14 protein-coding genes are annotated in these 17,324 nt (G+C 74.1%); 9 read left to right on the top strand and 5 right to left on the bottom strand.

Annotation, left to right across the window (positions count from 1 at the left end; all coding sequences use genetic code 11):
• Positions 1-57 precede the first annotated feature (57 nt).
• Both OO57_RS18920 and OO57_RS18925 read right to left on the bottom strand, forming a co-directional pair.
• Complete coding sequence (locus OO57_RS18920) at positions 58-732, bottom strand: DUF4129 domain-containing protein (RefSeq protein WP_033253754.1); 675 nt, start codon at positions 730-732, stop codon at positions 58-60.
• Between the two features lie 5 nt (positions 733-737).
• Positions 738-1,802: a glycerophosphoryl diester phosphodiesterase membrane domain-containing protein gene (locus tag OO57_RS18925; protein WP_033253724.1), complete on the bottom strand. Its 1,065-nt coding sequence runs from the start codon at positions 1,800-1,802 to the stop codon at positions 738-740.
• 226 nt (positions 1,803-2,028) lie between these two features.
• On the opposite strand from OO57_RS18925, the gene mtrA reads away from it, so the two are divergent.
• Genes mtrA through OO57_RS18940 form a run of 3 tightly spaced genes read left to right on the top strand, consistent with a single transcriptional unit; the run spans position 2,029 to position 6,648 of the window.
• Positions 2,029-2,706, top strand: a complete 678-nt coding sequence (gene mtrA / locus OO57_RS18930; RefSeq protein ID WP_030459579.1) for an MtrAB system response regulator MtrA — start codon at positions 2,029-2,031, stop codon at positions 2,704-2,706.
• A gap of 2 nt (positions 2,707-2,708) precedes the next feature.
• Positions 2,709-4,814, top strand: coding sequence for an MtrAB system histidine kinase MtrB (mtrB, locus tag OO57_RS18935; protein ID WP_033253725.1), 2,106 nt, complete (start codon positions 2,709-2,711; stop codon positions 4,812-4,814).
• Positions 4,789-6,648 carry an LpqB family beta-propeller domain-containing protein gene (locus OO57_RS18940; RefSeq protein WP_033253726.1) on the top strand — a complete coding sequence of 620 codons (1,860 nt, stop codon included), beginning with the start codon at positions 4,789-4,791 and terminating at the stop codon, positions 6,646-6,648. Before mtrB ends, OO57_RS18940 begins: the two co-directional genes overlap by 26 nt.
• Here the strand turns inward: OO57_RS18940 and OO57_RS18945 are convergent.
• Positions 6,632-7,423 carry a ComF family protein gene (locus OO57_RS18945; protein WP_051777942.1) on the bottom strand — a complete coding sequence of 264 codons (792 nt, stop codon included), beginning with the start codon at positions 7,421-7,423 and terminating at the stop codon, positions 6,632-6,634. The genes OO57_RS18940 and OO57_RS18945 overlap by 17 nt on opposite strands.
• A 367-nt stretch (positions 7,424-7,790) precedes the next feature.
• On the opposite strand from OO57_RS18945, the gene hpf reads away from it, so the two are divergent.
• Together hpf and OO57_RS18955 are read left to right on the top strand one after the other, a co-directional pair.
• Entirely contained in the window at positions 7,791-8,483 is a 693-nt protein-coding gene (gene hpf, locus OO57_RS18950; protein ID WP_033253727.1) for a ribosome hibernation-promoting factor, HPF/YfiA family, read from the top strand.
• A 179-nt stretch (positions 8,484-8,662) separates the two neighbouring features.
• On the top strand, positions 8,663-9,388 hold the full coding sequence (locus OO57_RS18955; protein WP_033253728.1) for a response regulator: 726 nt from the start codon (positions 8,663-8,665) through the stop codon (positions 9,386-9,388).
• A 29-nt stretch (positions 9,389-9,417) separates the two neighbouring features.
• On the opposite strand, the gene OO57_RS18960 is transcribed toward OO57_RS18955, so the two are convergent.
• Positions 9,418-10,596, bottom strand: a complete 1,179-nt coding sequence (locus OO57_RS18960; RefSeq protein WP_033253729.1) for a winged helix-turn-helix domain-containing protein — start codon at positions 10,594-10,596, stop codon at positions 9,418-9,420.
• Positions 10,597-10,815: 219 nt separating this feature from the next.
• Between OO57_RS18960 and secA the strand changes: the two genes are divergently transcribed.
• Positions 10,816-13,596, top strand: coding sequence for a preprotein translocase subunit SecA (gene secA / locus OO57_RS18965; protein WP_033253730.1), 2,781 nt, complete (start codon positions 10,816-10,818; stop codon positions 13,594-13,596).
• A 68-nt stretch (positions 13,597-13,664) separates the two neighbouring features.
• On the opposite strand, the gene OO57_RS18970 is transcribed toward secA, so the two are convergent.
• Positions 13,665-14,228, bottom strand: coding sequence for an Rv3235 family protein (locus OO57_RS18970; protein ID WP_051777943.1), 564 nt, complete (start codon positions 14,226-14,228; stop codon positions 13,665-13,667).
• Between the two features lie 370 nt (positions 14,229-14,598).
• Between OO57_RS18970 and OO57_RS18975 the strand changes: the two genes are divergently transcribed.
• The 3 genes from OO57_RS18975 to OO57_RS18985 all read left to right on the top strand — a co-directional run bounded on the left by OO57_RS18975 (position 14,599) and on the right by OO57_RS18985 (position 17,320).
• Positions 14,599-15,108 (top strand): DUF6912 family protein, encoded by a 510-nt coding sequence (locus OO57_RS18975; RefSeq protein ID WP_033253731.1) that lies wholly within the window; start codon positions 14,599-14,601, stop codon positions 15,106-15,108.
• Between the two features lie 164 nt (positions 15,109-15,272).
• Positions 15,273-16,460 (top strand): MFS transporter, encoded by a 1,188-nt coding sequence (locus tag OO57_RS18980; protein ID WP_033253732.1) that lies wholly within the window; start codon positions 15,273-15,275, stop codon positions 16,458-16,460.
• Positions 16,461-16,492: 32 nt separating this feature from the next.
• The gene (locus tag OO57_RS18985; protein WP_033253733.1) at positions 16,493-17,320 is read left to right on the top strand and encodes an aldo/keto reductase; all 828 of its coding nucleotides are present in this window, start codon (positions 16,493-16,495) and stop codon (positions 17,318-17,320) included.
• Positions 17,321-17,324 lie beyond the last annotated feature (4 nt).

Consider the following 17,324-nt stretch of genomic DNA (forward strand, 5'->3'; position numbering starts at 1 on the left):
GGGCGGGGGCGGGGGCGGGGGCGGCCTCGGCGGTGGCGGGCGGCGGTGCGGTGACGGTCATGCGGTCCCTCCGCCGACCGCGGCGGGCACCGGGCGGGTGCGGCCGAGGGTCTGGTCGAGGTCGGCGAGCAGGCGGTAGGCGCGTTCGTCGGCGGGGCGCTCGCCGAACGCGATGTCGTCGAACAGCCGTGCCGCGGAGGCGAGCGCGCGGGCCTGGTCGGGCAGGGCGCGGCCGGCCTCGGCGGCGGCCTCGTCGGCGGTGCGGCCGGGGCGGGGGGAGAGGACGGTGCGCTCCTCCAGGCCGCGGACCAGGGCGCGCATCTGTTCGCGGACGGCGTCCTCCCAGTCGCCCCGGGCGGCGTGCGCGGCGGCGTCGGCCCGGTGCTGGGCGGCGCTGCGCGGGCCCCGGGGGCCGGTGAACAGCCCGGCGGCGCGGGCGGCGCGGCGGGGCGCGCCGTAGCGGCGCCAGAGCACCACGCCCAGGACGAGCAGCAGGAGCAGCAGCACGACGAGCGCGGCGTTGCCGCCGCCGCCCAGCGGCGAGGCGACGTCGTCCACGGCCCGGTGGAACTGCTCCTTGATCCAGTCGACGAGGCGTTCGACCGGCCCGGGCTCGTTCTGGTGGTAGACGGCCTTGCGGAGCTCCTCGTGCGCGGCCTCGCGGGCGGCGTCGCGCGGTACGTCGACGGGGGCGCCGTCGGTGAGCAGCGCCCCCTCCCCCCGGAATCCCATGGCGGTCAGGCTCCCGACGGGGCGGCCGCGGCGGGCCGGACGTAGCCGGGCAGGCCCGCGGCGTGGGCGAGTTCCAGGTCGAGGGCCTCGCGGCGGATCCGCTGGTCGACGTAGATCAGCGTCTGCAGGGCGCCTTCGAGCGGGAGGGTGACGGTGCGGGCGACGATGCCGAAGACGGCGAGGGCGGCGATGCTGATCGCGGCGGGGCCGTCCCCGGCCGATCCGCTGCCGGAGACGCCGTCGAGGACCATGGCGACGATCTCGCCGGGGCCGGCCAGGACGGCGGCGACCGCGGTGAGGCAGAGCCGGAACACCAGGGTCAGGCCGAAGATCCGCCACCAGGCGCCGCGGGAGAGCCGCCAGGAGCGCTTGAGCGCGCCGAGGACGGGCTGCTCCTCCAGCACCAGCGCGGGCACGGCGAGGGACAGCCGGACCGTCAGCCAGACCACCGGCGGCACGGTGAGCAGCAGCAGGGCGAGCAGCCCGGGCAGGTCGGTGGCGAAGGCCAGCAGGAGCAGCGGGACGACGGCGAGGGCGAGCGCGCCGATGCCGATCGCGGCCAGCAGCAGGCACAGGCCGGTCAGCCGGCCGAGCCGGGCGCGGGCCCGGGCCCAGGCCTCGGCGAGCGAGGTGTCGCGGCCGAGCATGCCGTTGCTGACCACGGGGGCGAGCAGGCCGGAGGCCAGGACGCCGAAGAACAGGGCGAGCGGGGCCAGGTAGTTGCCGGACAGCAGCGGCTCCGTCCCGCCGCCGCCGGTGTGGATCCACCAGTCGATGCCGGCCTGGAGGAGTTCGAGGACCGCGGCGAGGGCCAGGGTGAGCCCGAAGGCGGCCCGCCAGTTGCGGCGGACCAGGGCGAAGGTGCCGTCCATCAGCTCGCCGAAGCCGAGCGGCCGCAGCGGGATCAGGCCGATGCCCGGGCCGACGGGGGCGGGCGCGGGGACGGGCGGAGGCGGGACGGGCGCGGTGCCGGCCGCGGGGGGCGGGGTGGGTGCCGAGTGGCCGGTTCCGGCGGGGCCGGGCGGTGCTTCGGGAGAACCGGGTGAGGTCCAACCCGGGGACTCGGTCATCGACGCTCCTCGTCGGGGCACCCTGGCTCGGGTGCTTCGGGGTGCTTATCGTGCCATGGTGCGCACGCGTACCCCAGGGGTATCCCGTTGCTGATCCACAACGGTCCGGACAAGGCCGCCGAGCCAGGACCTTTGCGATGGTATGACTGGTTCGGCGGGGGGTGGAGCCGCAGGACGGCGGGGCCGTGCGGCGCAGGTCACATTCGGGTGATGAGAAGATGGAGACATGAAGGGACGCGTCCTCGTCGTCGATGACGACACCGCACTGGCCGAGATGCTCGGCATCGTGCTGCGGGGTGAAGGTTTTGAGCCGTTTTTCGTCGCTGACGGGGACAAGGCGCTGGCCGCCTTCCGGGAGACCAAGCCGGACCTCGTACTACTCGACCTGATGCTGCCCGGACGGGACGGCATCGACGTGTGCCGCCAGATCCGGGCCGAGTCGGGCATTCCGATCGTCATGCTGACCGCGAAGACCGACACGGTCGACATCGTGGTCGGCCTGGAGTCCGGTGCCGACGACTACGTCACCAAGCCGTTCAAGCCCAAGGAACTGGTCGCCCGGGTGCGCGCCCGGCTGCGCCGGGCCGAGGAGCCCACGCCGGAGCAGCTGACCATCGGCGACCTGGTGATCGACGTCGCCGGGCACTCGGTGAAGCGCGAGGGGCGCGGCATCCCGCTGACCCCGCTGGAGTTCGACCTGCTGGTCGCGCTGGCCCGCAAGCCCTGGCAGGTGTTCACCCGCGAGGTGCTGCTGGAGCAGGTCTGGGGCTACCGGCACGCGGCCGACACCCGCCTGGTCAACGTGCACGTGCAGCGCCTGCGCTCCAAGATCGAGAAGGACCCGGAGCGCCCGGAGATCGTCGTCACCGTGCGCGGTGTCGGGTACAAGGCCGGGCCCAGCTGAGGATGAGCGACACCAGGGCTGACCACTCCCCGTCGGACGACCGGTCCGGCGGGGAGCACGCTGTGCGCGGCGACGTGCTGAGCTCCACCACCACCGGCAGGCCGCGCCGGCGCCGGTGGTGGGCCGGGCTGCTCGCCCCGCTGGTCCGCCCGTTCCGGCACCCGGTGGGCCGGGTGCTGGCGCTGTACCGCCGCTCGATCCAGCTGCGGGTGGTCGCGATGACCCTGCTGCTGTCCTTCGTCGTGGTGCTGGTGCTCGGCGTGGTGGTGGTCGCCCAGGTGCGCACCGGCCTGCTGGAGGCCAAGCAGAAGTCCGCGCACGGGCAGGCCCTGGGCGGCTTCCAGATCGAGCAGGACAAGATCAACGAGGCGATCAACCTGCAGGCCAAGGCCGGCGCGACCGCCGACCCGACCCGCGACCAGATCAACGCCTGGCTGACCAAGCAGGTCTCCGACCTGGCCTCCGGCGGCTCCGGCGTCTACTCGGTGATCGCGCTCGCCCCCGGCGACCAGGAGGCCAGCGCCCCCAGCGCCGGACTGCGCGGCGCCCGCTACTCCGGCTCGATCCTGCCCGACTCGATCACCCCCGAGCTGCGCGCCAAGGTCGCCGCCGACTCGTCCAACCCGCAGGAGCAGCCGGTCGAGCTGCACCGCGCCCCGAACAGCCAGACCCCGCCCGGCGACGACAAGGGCCTGGCGATCGGCAAGCAGTTCACCGGCCCGGACGGCACCCCGTACCAGCTGTACTACGTCTTCTCCTTCTACCAGGAGACCTCCACCCTCAACCTGGTGATCGGCACCCTGGCCACCGCCGGGCTGTTCCTGGTGATCCTGCTCGGCTGCATCGCCTGGGTGGTGGTCCGGCAGGTCGTCACGCCGGTGCGGATGGCCGCCGGGATCTCCGAGCGGCTCGCCGCCGGGCACTTCGACGAGCGGATGAAGGTCACCGGCACCGACGACATCGCCCGCCTCGGCGAGTCGTTCAACCGGATGGCCAACGGCCTGCAGGCGCAGATCCGCAAGCTGGAGGAGCTCTCCCGGGTGCAGCGGCGCTTCGTCTCGGACGTCTCGCACGAGCTGCGCACCCCGCTGACCACCGTCCGGATGGCCGCCGACCTGATCTACGACAGCCGCGAGGACCTGGACCCGATGGCGGCCCGCTCCGCCGAACTGCTCCAGGACCAGCTGGACCGCTTCGAGTCGCTGCTCGCCGACCTGCTGGAGATCAGCCGGTTCGACGCGGGCGCGGCGATCCTGGACGCCGAACCGGTCGACCTGCGGGGCATCGTGACCCGGGTGGTGGAGGCCGCCGACCCGCTGGCCCGGGCCAAGGGCAGCGCGGTGCTGATCCGCGGCGCCGAGGACCCGGTGCTGGCCGAGGTCGACGGCCGCCGGATCGAGCGGATCCTGCGCAACCTGGTGGTCAACGCGCTGGAGCACGGCGAGGGCCGGGACGTGGTGATCCGGCTCGGCTCGGCCGAGGGCGCGGTCGCCGTCGGCGTGCGCGACTACGGCATCGGCCTCAAGCCCGGCGAGGCCTCCCGGGTGTTCCACCGCTTCTGGCGGGCCGACCCGTCCCGGGTGCGGACCACCGGCGGCACCGGCCTGGGCCTGTCCATCGCGGTCGAGGACGCCCACCTGCACGGCGGCTGGCTGCAGGCCTGGGGCGAGCCCGGTGGCGGCTCGCACTTCCGGCTGACCCTGCCGCGCACCCGCGGCGGCGAGATCTCCCGGGCCCCGTTCCGGCTGGAGCCGGAGGACTCCCGGTACAACCGCGGGATGTCCTCGGCCGGCGCCCCCTACCGCCGCGCCGCGCGCGGCGCGGGCGCGCTGCCCGGCAGCGAGTCCACGTCCGTCCCGGAGACCCCGGACACCGAGCGGCACGCCTTCGGCTCCGGCCTCGGCGGCGTGCTCAGCATCGGCCCGGGCCTGGGCCGGCCCGCCGCCGCCCCGGTCTCCGACCCCTCGGACGTCACGGGTTACGGTGCCACCGGTGCACAGGTCGTGGTCGACCGCGGCCGCCCGACCCAGTCGGCCCCGCCCGGACCGGACGGCGCCGACACCGACCAGGAGGGGACCGCCGGTGGACAGGACCGACAGGACGGCTGACCGGCGGGCCCTGGCGATCGGCTGGGCGGTGCTGCTGGCCACCGCCGCCACCGGCTGCGTCTCGATGCCCTCCGGCGGCGCCCCGCAGCGCCTGGAGGCCCCGCAGAACGCCGCCGACGGCCTCCAGGTGCACGTCTACCCGGTCGCCCCGCGCAAGGGCGGGAGCCCCCGCGACCTGCTCGCCGGGTTCCTCGACTCCTCCAACGCCGACCAGGCCAACTACGACACCGCCAAGCAGTACCTGACGGCCCTCGCCGCGAAGACCTGGAAGCCCGACGCGGGCGTGGTGGTGCTGGCCGGCGCCCCGACCCCGAGCGGCCCCACCCCGGCCGACGACGACGTCACCGTCCGGCTGACCGTCGAGGGCAAGCAGGTCGCCGGGCTGGACGAGCAGCACACCTACCAGGCCCACTCCGGCGACACCTACCAGCGGGCCTTCACCTTCGTGAAGGAGACGGACGGGCCCGACAAGGGCGAGTGGCGGATCAGCGACCTGCCCGACGGCCTGATCGTCGACCAGACCAACTTCAAGAACACCTACAAGCCGGTCCACCGCTACTTCTTCGCCCGGACCGACGCCTCCGGCCCCGGCCCGCAGGCCGCCCGGGTGCTGGTGCCCGACCCGATCTACCTGCGCCGCCGAATAGACCCGCTGACCGAGGCCGCCCAGGCCACCGCCGACGGCCCGTCGCACTGGCTCGGCCCGGTGGTGGCCTCCGAGCTGGACGGCGTCCGGGTGGAGGGCGCCACCGTCGGCGACAACCGGGTGGCCACCGTCAAGCTGCGGGGCGGCGACCCGGCCGCCTGCAAGCAGATGGCCCAGCAGCTCTTCCAGACCCTCGCCGACCAGCAGAGCAAGCTGGACCGGATCGACCTGACGTTCACCGGCGGCGGCAGCGGCTGCTCGCTCAGCAGCGCCGAGGCCGCCCTGGTCGCCCCCGGCGCGCTGGCCGGGGCCGACAACGGCGTGCAGGCGTTCATCCAGCTGGAGGACGGCCGGCTCACCCGCTACCTCCAGGAGGGCATGGAGCCGTTGCCCGTCCCCGGGGTGCTCGGCCAGGCCCCGCAGCCCGGGCAGTTCCGCCCCGGCACCGTCGCGGTCCGCCGGGACGCCGCCGTCGCCGCGGTGATCGGGGCCGACGGCCGCGACCTGGTCGAGACCGGGCTCACCGAGGGCGGCACGTACGGCGAGCCGGTCGTCAGCACCCGCTCCGCGCAGCCCGGCAAGGGCCTGGCCTCGCCCAGCTGGGACGGCCGCCAGGACCTGTGGCTGGTCGACCGCGACCCGGCCGCGCCGCGGGTGCTGATGGTGCGCGACCGCACCGTCGTCCAGGTGCAGGTCGAGGGCCTGGACGGGCGCACCGTGCAGTCGCTGCGGATCTCCTCCGACGGCACCCGGATCGCCCTGCTGCTCAGCCAGGGCGGCGGCCCGACCAGGCTGGCGCTCGGCCTGGTCGAGCACGGCGGCACCTCCGGGGCCCCCACCGCGAGGATCACCGCGCTGCGCGACATCGCACCGCAGCTGTCCGAGGTCGCCGCCGTCTCCTGGGGCGACACCGACCAGCTGGTGGTGCTCGGCAAGGAGACCGACCGGCTGCAGCAGCTGCACTTCCTGGGCACCGACGGCTCGCAGTCCACCGACTCCCCGCTGCAGGGCGGCGAGTCGATGACCGCGCTGTCCGCGACCGAGGCCCGGCTGCCGGCCGACCCGACCAGCCCGTCCGGCCCCGCGGTGCTCACCTCCTCCGAGCACGGCCTCTACCGGCTCAAGGACAACCAGTGGCACGAGGTGCCCAGCAAGTCCGAGGCGAAGGCGTTCACCTACCCGGGCTGAGCCCGGCCTCCCCCGCGGCCTCCCCGGCCACCGCGCCGCGCCGCCCCGCCCCGGGGCCGCGCCGGGCGGTGGCCGCGACGGTGGCCGCCGCCCGCGGCGGGCAGCCCGCCGCGCGCAGCGCCCGGGCCGCCTCGGCCAGGCTCGCCCCGGTGGTGACCAGGTCGTCCACCAGCACCAGCCGGTGCCCGGCCAGCCGGGGCGCCAGCCGGGCGGGCACGGCCAGCGCCCCGTCCAGGTTGCGCCGCCGCTCGGCCGCGCCCAGGCCCGCCTGGTCGGCGACCGGGCGGCTGTGCCGCAGCACCGGCGCGACCAGCGTGGCGACGCCGCCGCGGCGCAGCTCGCGGGCGGCGGCGCGGGCCAGCCGCAGCGTCGGGTCGTGGCCGCGGGCCCGGGTCGCGGCGCGCGCCGAGGGCACCGGCACCAGCAGCAGCGGGGCGGCGCCCGCGCCGGTGGCGGAGCGCACGGCGGCGGCCAGCGCGCGGCCGAGCGGGGCGGCCAGCCGGAGCGCGCCGCGCTCCTTGTGGGCGAGCAGCAGTTGGCGCACCGGCCCGGCGTAGGGCGCGGCGGCGTGCACCGGCGGCAGCCCGGGCGGCGGGCGGTGCGGCCCGGCGGGCCCGGCGGCGCCGCCGTCGAGCAGTGCGCGGCAGGGCGGGCAGAGGCCGGAGAAGCCGCTTCCGCAGCCGGCGCAGCGGGCGGGGAGCAGCAGGTCGAGCAGGGCGGCGAGGACCGGTGCGGGGCCGGATCCGGGCTGGTGGGCGGTGCTGCGGCTCGTCACGGAACCCCTCCGGAACGCTCGCCGGGCGGCGACATCAGCCATACGGTGGGCGGTGCCGGGCGTGTTGTCCAGCCGTTCACCGGTGTTTCACCCGTAGGTGGGTAAACAGGGGGGAACAGCCGGGCCGCCGACCGTCCGTCGGTACGTTCGTTCGACTGGGGAGGCGAGATCCCCGTGTCAGGTGTTGCATGAGGTTTCCAGGGGTTTCGAACGCTCCTGGTGGGGAGGAAGTGAGGTAAGGGCCGGTGGTCCTCGCGGCTTCTCCGGGCGGTGCCCGGCGGGTGGCGGTGGCCGGCTGGTCCGGCTGGGTCTCACGCCGGTTCGGGACGCACTCCGGACCGGTCAGCACGAGGGATCGGAGTTCTGCGTGGACATCGTCGTCAAGGGCCGCAAGACCGAGGTGCCCAAGAGGTTCCGCGAGCACGTGGCCGAGAAGCTGGAGAAGGTCCAGAAGTTCGACACCAAGGCGATCAGCCTGGACGTCGAGGTGTCCAAGGAGCCCAACCCGCGCCAGGCCGACCGCGCCGACCGGGTGGAGATCACCCTCCGCAGCCGGGGCCCGGTGATCCGGGCCGAGGCGTCCGCGAGCGACCCGTGGGCGGCCCTGGACCTGGCCTCCGCGAAGTTGGAGGCGCAGCTGCGCAAGTCCGCCGACCGCCGCCGGGTGCACAAGGGCGGCACCAACGGGCGGGCGCCGGTCAGCGTCGCCGCCGCGACCGCCGCGCTGGCCGAGCTGCCCGCGACCGAGGCCGCCCCGAGCGTCAACGGAACGGCCCGCAGGACCGTCGCGGGCAACCTGGAGGTGGAGGGGGACGGGCCGCTGGTGGTCCGCGAGAAGACCCACGCCGCGGCGCCGATGTCGCTGGACCAGGCGCTGTACGCGATGGAGCTGGTGGGCCACGACTTCTACCTGTTCCAGGAGAAGGACAGCGGGCTGCCGAGCGTGGTCTACCGCCGGCACGGCTACCACTACGGCGTGATCCACCTCAAGGAGGACATGGCCGCCGCGGTGGACGCCGCCGGGGCGGGCGGCGCGATCAACGGGGCCGACGAGGACTGACGGCGGACCCCGCCCGCGGAGGGCGGCGGGTGACCCCGGCGGCCGCACCGGCCGTCGGGGCACCGGCGCGCCCGGGGTCACCCAGCCGGGCGGTTCGGCGGCGCAGGGTGACCGCGACGGGCCCCGGCCGTGGAATGATGGGCGGCGTCGAACGTGACCTGAGGGCGGGGGAGGGGCGGATGGGGGAGCTTTCGCGCGAGGGCCTGGGGCCGGGGGACGCCGGTCTCCCCCCGCACCGCGCGGAGCCGATCCGGGTGCTGGTGGTGGACGACCACGCGCTGTTCCGCCGCGGCCTGGAGATCGTGCTGGCCGAGGAGCCGGACATCCGGGTGATCGGCGAGGCGGGCGACGGGGCGGAGGCCGTGCTGAAGGCCGCCGACCTGCTGCCGGACATCATCCTGATGGACGTCCGGATGCCCCGGCGCAGCGGCATCGAGGCGTGCACCGCGATCAAGGACGTGGTGCCCAGCGCCAAGATCATCATGCTGACGATCAGCGACGAGGAGGCCGACCTCTACGAGGCGATCAAGGCGGGGGCCACCGGCTACCTGCTGAAGGAGATCTCCACCGACGAGGTGGCCACCGCGATTCGCGCGGTGGCGGACGGGCAGTCGCAGATCAGCCCGTCGATGGCGGCCAAGCTGCTGACCGAGTTCAAGTCGATGATCCAGCGCCGCTCGGACGACCGGGAGCTGCTGCCCGCGCCCCGGCTGACCGACCGGGAGCTGGAGGTGCTCAAGCTGGTGGCCACCGGGATGAACAACCGGGAGATCGCCAAGGAGCTGTTCATCAGCGAGAACACCGTGAAGAACCACGTGCGCAACATCCTGGAGAAGCTCCAACTCCACTCCAGGATGGAGGCCGTGGTGTACGCGATGCGTGAGAAGATCCTCGAAATAGGCTGAGTGCGGGCCGGGAGCCGCCGCCGGGCGGCTCAGCCCAGCAGCTTCTCCAGCTCCGGCCGCAGCGACTCGTCCGCCAGCCGCTCCACCCGGACGTCCGAGCAGCCCACCCAGTCGGCCGCCTCGCGCAGCGCCTCGGCCAGTGCGGGGACGAACTTCGGTGCGTCCAGCGAGACTTGGCGGGCGACCAGGGTGCGGCCCTCCCGCGCCGGGTCGACCCGGCCGACCAGCCGGCCGCCGGTGAGCAGCGGCATCGCGAAGTACCCGTGCACCCGCTTGTGCTTGGGGGTGTAGGCCTCCAGGCGGTGGGTCATGCCGAAGATCCGCTCGGTGCGGGGCCTGTCCCAGACCAGCGAGTCGAACGGGGAGAGCAGGGTGGTGCGGTGGCGGCCGCGGGGCTCGGCGGCCAGCGCCGCCGGGTCGGCCCAGGCGGGGGCGGCCCAGCCCTCGACCTCGACCGGGACGAGGCCCGACTCCGGGAGCGCGGCGTCCAGTTGGGCGCCCTTGAGGCGGTGGTAGTCCAGCAGGTCGGCCCGGGTGGCCACGCCGAGGGCGGCCCCGGCCCGGGAGACCAGCTCCGCCAGGCACTCGGCGTCCGACGGCTCCCGGCCGAACAGCCCGGCCGGGACGGCCCGTTCGGCCAGGTCGTAGACCCGCTTCCAGCCGCGGCGCTCGGTGACCACCACGTCGCCGAAGGCGAGCGCCCGCTCGACGGCGATCTTGGTGTCGGACCAGTCCCACCACTCCGACGTCCGCTTGGCGCCGCCGAGCCCGGTGGAGGTCAGCGGGCCCTCGGCGCGCAGCTGGTCGACCACCGCGGCGTACGCCTCCGGGGAGACCCGGTGGCCCCAGACCCGGCCCCGGTCCCGGTACGCGCGGCGGCGGAAGGCGAACAGCGGCCACTGCTCGATCGGCAGCACGCAGGCCGCGTGCGACCAGTACTCGAAGGCGGTGCCCCGCCCCCAGTACGCCTGCTCGACCGGGCGGCGGCCGACCGCGCCGAGCCGGGCGTACGGCACCAGCTCGTGCGAGCGGGCCAGCACCGAGATGGTGTCCAACTGGACGGCGCCGAGCTGCTGGAGCACGCCCCGGGCACCGGCCCGGCGGTCGGGCGAGCCGAGCAGCCCCTGGGCGCGCAGCGCGAGCCGGCGGGCGTGGTCCGCGGTGATCCGGACGGCGGGGGAGGGCAGCGCGGCGGGGGTCTGGGCCATGTGGCGAGGCTAGTCGGGGGCACTGACAACCGGCCGCCGCCGAACCGCTTTGACCGTTTGGACCCGGCATCGGCCGATGTGCTCCCAGGGGTGACACAGGAATACCGTGCTGACGGACCTCCCGGCCGCTCGGACTCCTCGCATACGATGGCCCGTACGGTGGGGTGCACTCCCCACCGGCAGTCATCCAGAGCCGAATGAGGCAAGGAGCCCGCTCACGTGTCCGTCTTCGACAAGATCCTGCGCGCAGGCGAGGGCAAGATCCTCCGCAAGCTGCAGCGGATTGCCGCCCAGGTCAACTCGATCGAAGAGGACTTCGTCAACCTCACCGACGAAGAGCTGCGCGCGCTGACCGACGAGTACAAGTCCCGCCTGGCCGACGGCGAGAGCCTCGACGACGTCCTCCCCGAGGCGTTCGCGACCGTCCGCGAGGCCGCCAAGCGCGTCCTGGGCCAGCGCCACTACGACGTCCAGATCATGGGCGGCGCCGCCCTGCACCACGGGTACGTCGCGGAGATGCGCACCGGCGAGGGCAAGACCCTGGTCGGCACCCTGCCCGCGTACCTGAACGCGCTGACCGGCAAGGGCGTCCACCTGATCACCGTCAACGACTACCTCGCCGAGCGCGACTCGGAGTGGATGGGCCGGGTGCACCGCTTCCTGGGCCTGGAGGTCGGCGTGATCCTGGCGAACATGTCGCCGGCCGAGCGCAAGCGCCAGTACGCGATGGACATCACGTACGGCACCAACAACGAGTTCGGCTTCGACTACCTGCGCGACAACATGGCGTGGTCGCAGGACGAGCTGGTGCAGCGCGGCCACAACTTCGCGATCGTCGACGAGGTCGACTCGATCCTGATCGACGAGGCCCGCACCCCGCTGATCATCTCCGGTCCGGCGGACCAGGCCACCAAGTGGTACAACGACTTCGCCAAGCTGGTGCAGCGCCTCAAGGTCGACCGCGACTACGAGGTCGACGAGAAGAAGCGCACCGTCGGCATCCTGGAGGAGGGCGTCGGCCGGGTCGAGGACTACCTCGGCATCGACAACCTCTACGAGTCGGTGAACACCCCGCTGGTCGGCTTCCTGAACAACGCCATCAAGGCGAAGGAGCTGTACAAGGTCGACAAGGACTACGTCGTCATCAACGGCGAGGTCATGATCGTCGACGAGCACACCGGCCGCATCCTGGCCGGCCGCCGCTACAACGAGGGCATGCACCAGGCGATCGAGGCCAAGGAAGGCGTCGAGGTCCAGAACGAGAACCAGACGCTGGCCACCATCACCCTGCAGAACTTCTTCCGCCTGTACGACAAGCTGTCCGGCATGACCGGTACCGGCACCACCGAGGCGGCCGAGTTCCACCAGATCTACAAGCTGGGCGTCGTCCCGATCCCGACCAACAGGGCCCCCAAGCGGATCGACCAGCCCGACCTGATCTACAAGTCCGAGCCGGCCAAGTTCGCCGCCGTGGTCGAGGACATCGCCAAGCGCCACGAGGAGGGTCAGCCGGTCCTGGTCGGCACCGTCTCGGTCGAGAAGTCCGAGTACCTGTCGCAGGAGCTGCGCAAGCGCGGCATCCCGCACGAGGTGCTGAACGCCAAGCACCACGAGCGCGAGGCGCAGATCGTCGCGCAGGCCGGCCGCAAGGGCGCCGTCACCGTCGCCACCAACATGGCCGGCCGCGGCACCGACATCATGCTCGGCGGCAACTCCGAGCACCTGGCCGCCGCCGAGCTGGCCCAGCGCGGCATCACCCCGGAGGAGACCCCGGAGGAGTACGAGGCCAACTTCCCGGCCGCGCTGGAGAAGGCCAAGGCCGCGGTCAAGGCGGAGCAGGAGGAGGTGCAGGAGATCGGCGGCCTGTACGTCCTGGGCACCGAGCGGCACGAGTCCCGCCGGATCGACAACCAGCTGCGCGGCCGCTCCGGCCGCCAGGGCGACCCGGGCGAGTCCCGGTTCTACCTGTCGCTGGGCGACGACCTGATGCGCCTGTTCAAGGCGAGCATGGTCGAGCGCGTCCTGTCGATGGCGAACGTCCCGGACGACGTGCCGATCGAGTCGAAGATGGTCACCCGCGCCATCGCCTCCGCGCAGACCCAGGTCGAGCAGCAGAACTTCGAGATCCGCAAGAACGTCCTCAAGTACGACGAGGTCCTCAACCGCCAGCGCGAGGTCATCTACGGCGAGCGCCGCCGCGTCCTGGAGGGCGAGGACCTGCAGGAGCAGGTCGGCCACTTCATGGACGACACCGTCGCCGCGTACGTCAACGCCGCCACCGGCGAGGGCTTCGAGGACGACTGGGACCTCGACAAGCTGTGGACCGCGCTCAAGCAGCTCTACCCCGTCTCGCTCGACCTGGACGAGCTGGAGGAGGAGGCCGCGGACAGCGGCGGCCTCACCCCCGAGTTCCTCACCAAGGCCATCCAGGAGGACATCGCCGCCGCGTACGGCCGCCGCGAGGACCAGCTCGGCGAGCAGATCATGCGCGAGCTGGAGCGCCGGGTCGTCCTCTCGGTGCTCGACCGCCGCTGGCGCGAGCACCTCTACGAGATGGACTACCTCCAGGAGGGCATCCAGCTGCGCGCCTACGCCCAGCGCGACCCGCTGGTCGAGTACCAGCGCGAGGGCTTCGACCTGTTCTCCGCGATGATGGAGGGCATCAAGGAGGAGTCCATCGGCTACCTGTTCAACCTGGAGGTCCAGGTCGAGCAGCAGGTCGAGGAGGTCCCGGTGCCGGACGACGAGCAGGTGCTGCTCGACAAGCTGGAGAAGGACGCCGCCGTCCCGGCCGCCCGCCCGGAGATCCGCGCCAAGGGCCTGGAGGCCCCCGAGCGCAAGAAGCTCCACTACACCGCCCCGTCCGACGAGATCGGCGGCGGCGTCATCGAGGGCGACTTCGACGAGGACGGGCTGGTCCCCGAGGGAGACGGCCTGACCCGCGCCGAGCGCCGCAAGGCCGCCAAGGCCGCGAAGAGCGGTCGCCGCCGCAAGGCCTGACCGGCCTGCCCGCCGTCGGGGCGCCACTCCCGCCCGGGGGTGGCGCCCCGCCGCGTTCCCGGGCCCCGTCACCTGGTCTCCACGGCCGCGCACTGCCACTGGCCGGTGCGGGTGTGCCGCTCCAGCCGGAACGCCAGCACGTGGTGCCGGGGCCCCAGCTCGACCCGCACGCACGCCTCCACCGCGCCCGGGCCCGGCGCGCAGTCGTGCACCCGGCCCAGCCGCGGACGCAGCACCCGGCCGCGCGGGCGCAGCGGGCCGGTGCGGACCAGCGCCGCGAGCTGGTGGAAGCCCGGCAGCGTGGTGTGCCGCTGCAGCTGGTGCACCGGGCGGGCCCCGCACAGCACCTCCACCAGCCGGTGCGCGAACCGCCCGGCCAGCTCGGCGTGGCCGGTGCTGCTGGGCGCGGCCGTCCGGGGCCGGTACGGTGGGCCGGAGCCGTCGCAGGCCGCGCGCGGGCTGCGGGCGGTGCGCGGCGCGGTCCCGTCCGGCGGCGGGACGGGGTGGGGGTGGCGGACCGGCCGGCGGGCGCCGGGCACGGGGTGGACCAGCGGGCGGACCAGCGGGTGGACCAGCGGGTGGACCGGCGGGTGGGCCGGCGGGCCGGGCGTCCGGGTGAGCTGCTCGGTCATCGGGGGCCCTCTCGGTGGGGTGCGGGGTGCGGGGTGCGGCGTGCTGGGTGCTGGGTGCGAAGTGCGGCGTGCGGCTGACGGGGCCATTGCTACCGGGCGGGCGGAGACCGCTCCAAGGGGGTTTCCCGCGTTCCGGCCGTTCTCCGAAATCCACCCGTACGGGTGGCGGCCCGTCAGCGGCAAGGCCGGTGCGGGCGGTCGCGGGGAGGGAAGTTGACGGCAGGTCGGGTGCCGGAACGGCCCGTAGGGGGACGCCGGGCGTGACCTGATCGGCGCACCGGGCCGGCGGGCGGACCGGCCATCGCGGGCGGCCGGGCGGGCTGCGTATTCTTGACCCGTCGCACAGTGAGACCGTCAGAAGGGTGCCCCGATGCGCGTGTACGTGCCGACCACGTTGAAGGACCTGGCGGTGGCGCACCCCGAGGGCGTCCTGGAGCAGAGCGTCGCCTACGCGGTGACGCCCGCGCTGCGCGAGTGGTACGTCAGCGACGACCTGGAGGAGCTGGAGTACGCGGCCCTGAACCGGGCGGCCCTCTCCTCCGTCCGCCTGCTGGCCGCCGACCCGGACGCCCCGCGCCGCCGGGTCGTCCTGGCCGTCGAGGTGGCCGACTCCGCGGTGACGCCGTTCCCCGGCGACGAGTACCAGGACCAGGCCTCGCTCGGGCGGGTCGTCCTGGGCGGCCCGATCCGGCTGGCCAAGGCCGCCGCGGTGCACGCCGACGACACCGACCCCGACGTCCTCGCCGACGTGGACGCCGCGGCCGGTGCCGTCGCCGCCGCGGACGGCGGCGACCAGGACGCCCAGTTCACCGTGGACGGCGCGGAGGACCACGAACTGCTCTGGTTCGCCGTCCAGGAGATCCCCGGCCTGATCGCCTGACACCCGCGCGCCCCCGAGGACCCCGCCACGGCCACCCGGCCGGGCGGGGTCCTCCGCGTTGCGGGCCGGGCCCGGACGGGATTCATTGCGTTTGCAAGATTATGCGTCTGCAATTATTGTCGAAGCACGTAAGGCGCACCGGCAATCACTTGGAGGTCCGCGTCATGCCTCTCGCGCTTCTCGCCCTGGCCATCGGGGCGTTCGGGATCGGCACCACCGAGTTCGTGATCATGGGGTTGCTGCCCGAGGTCGCGTCCGACTTCGGGGTGGGCATCCCGACGGCGGGCCTGCTGGTCACCGGCTACGCGGTCGGCGTGGTGGTCGGGGCGCCGCTGATGACCGTGCTCGGGACGCGGATCAGCCGCAAGCGGATGCTGATGCTGCTGATGGGGCTGTTCGTCGCGGGGAACCTGCTGTCCGCGTCCGCGCCCGGGTTCGGGGCGATGCTGGCGGGGCGGGTGGTGGCCTCGCTCGCGCACGGGGCGTTCTTCGGGATCGGGTCGGTGGTCGCCGCCGAGCTGGTCGCGCCGGAGAGGAGGGCCGGGGCGATCGCGACGATGTTCACCGGGCTGACGGTGGCCAACGTCGTCGGCGTGCCGCTGGGCACCTTCGTCGGCCAGCAGGTCGGCTGGCGGACCACCTTCGCCGCGGTGGCCGGGCTCGGCGTGGTCGGGCTGCTGGGCATCGCGAAGCTGGTGCCGGAGCTGCCCCGGCCGGCGGGCGCGCACCTGCGGCGGGAGCTGGCGGCGTTCAGGAACGTGCAGGTGGTGCTGGCGATGGGCATGACGGTGCTCGGATTCGGCGGGGTGTTCGCCGCGATCACCTACGTCAAGCCGATGATGACGGAGGTCGCCGGGTTCTCGGAGGGCTCGGTCACCTGGCTGCTGGTGCTGCTCGGGACGGGCATGTTCCTGGGCAACCTGCTGGGCGGGCGGTTCGCCGACCGCCGGCTGATGCCGATGCTGTTCACCACGCTGGGCGGCCTGGCCGTCGTGCTCGCGCTGTTCACCGTCACCGCCCGCAACGAGGCCACCGCCGCCGCCACCCTGTTGCTGATCGGGGCGCTGGGCTTCGCCACCGTGCCGCCGCTGCAGAAGCGGGTCCTCGACCAGGCGCACGGCGCGCCGACCCTGGCCTCGGCCGTCAACATCGGGGCGTTCAACCTGGGCAACGCGCTGGCCGCGTGGCTCGGCGGGGCCGTGATCACCGCCGGGTACGGCTACACCGCCCCGAACTGGGTGGGTGCGCTGCTGGCCGCCTCCGCGCTGGCGCTGGCCCTGGTCTCCGCCGCCCTGGAACGCCGGGAGCAGGCCGCCCCCGCGGCCGTCCGCGCCCCCGTCCCGAACCACTGAAACCCACCGGACTCCCGTACTGGAGAAGGAACATGAGCACCACCGTCCCCCGCGTCACCCTCAACAACGGCGTCGAGATGCCGCAGCTCGGCTTCGGCGTCTTCCAGGTGCCGGACGAGGAGACCACCGCGGCCGTCGCCACCGCGCTGGCGGCCGGGTACCGCAGCGTCGACACCGCGGCGGTCTACGGCAACGAGCGCGGGGTCGGCAGGGCGCTGGCCGCGTCGGGGCTGCCGCGCGAGGAGCTGTTCGTCACCACCAAGCTGTGGAACACCGACCAGGGGCACGACGCCACGCTGCGGGCCTTCGACGCCAGCCTCGACGCGCTGGGCCTGGAGTACCTCGACCTGTACCTGATCCACTGGCCCGCCCCGGCCCGGGACCTGTACGCCGACTCCTGGAAGGCCGTCGAGCGGCTCGCCGCCGAGGGCCGGATCCGGGCCGCGGGCGTCTCCAACTTCCGGCCCGCGCACCTGACCCGGCTGATCGAGGCGGGCGGACTCGTCCCGGCCGTCAACCAGGTCGAGCTGCACCCCGGCCTCCAGCAGGCCGAGCTGCGCGCCTTCCACGCCGCGCACGGCATCGCCACCGAGGCGTGGAGCCCGCTCGCCCAGGGCGCCGTGCTGGACGACCCGGCGGTCACCGCGATCGCCGCGCGCACCGGCAGGTCCCCGGCCCAGGTGGTGCTGCGCTGGCACCTGCAGCTCGGCAACGTGGTCATCCCCAAGTCGGTCACCCCGGCCCGGATCCGGCAGAACCTCGACGTCCTCGACTTCGCGCTCACCGCGGACGACCTGGCCGCGCTCGCCGCCTCCGACCGGGACCTGCGCACCGGCCCGGACCCGGACGCCTTCAACTGACCGC

Source organism: Kitasatospora phosalacinea, from assembly GCF_000717185.1.
GTDB classification, from domain to species: Bacteria; Actinomycetota; Actinomycetes; order Streptomycetales; family Streptomycetaceae; genus Kitasatospora; species Kitasatospora phosalacinea_A.

Bases quoted from the DNA above. Each gene is read 5' to 3' on its own strand.
- OO57_RS18970 (WP_051777943.1), bottom strand. From the start codon at position 14,228: ATGACCGAGCAGCTCACCCGGACGCCCGGCCCGCCGGCCCACCCGCCG.
- mtrB (WP_033253725.1), top strand. From the start codon at position 2,709: ATGAGCGACACCAGGGCTGACCACTCCCCGTCGGACGACCGGTCCGGC.
- OO57_RS18925 (WP_033253724.1), bottom strand. From the start codon at position 1,802: ATGACCGAGTCCCCGGGTTGGACCTCACCCGGTTCTCCCGAAGCACCG.
- OO57_RS18960 (WP_033253729.1), bottom strand. From the start codon at position 10,596: ATGGCCCAGACCCCCGCCGCGCTGCCCTCCCCCGCCGTCCGGATCACC.
- OO57_RS18975 (WP_033253731.1), top strand. From the start codon at position 14,599: ATGCGCGTGTACGTGCCGACCACGTTGAAGGACCTGGCGGTGGCGCAC.
- OO57_RS18985 (WP_033253733.1), top strand. From the start codon at position 16,493: ATGAGCACCACCGTCCCCCGCGTCACCCTCAACAACGGCGTCGAGATG.
- mtrA (WP_030459579.1), top strand. From the start codon at position 2,029: ATGAAGGGACGCGTCCTCGTCGTCGATGACGACACCGCACTGGCCGAG.
- OO57_RS18955 (WP_033253728.1), top strand. From the start codon at position 8,663: ATGGGGGAGCTTTCGCGCGAGGGCCTGGGGCCGGGGGACGCCGGTCTC.
- OO57_RS18920 (WP_033253754.1), bottom strand. From the start codon at position 732: ATGGGATTCCGGGGGGAGGGGGCGCTGCTCACCGACGGCGCCCCCGTC.
- OO57_RS18980 (WP_033253732.1), top strand. From the start codon at position 15,273: ATGCCTCTCGCGCTTCTCGCCCTGGCCATCGGGGCGTTCGGGATCGGC.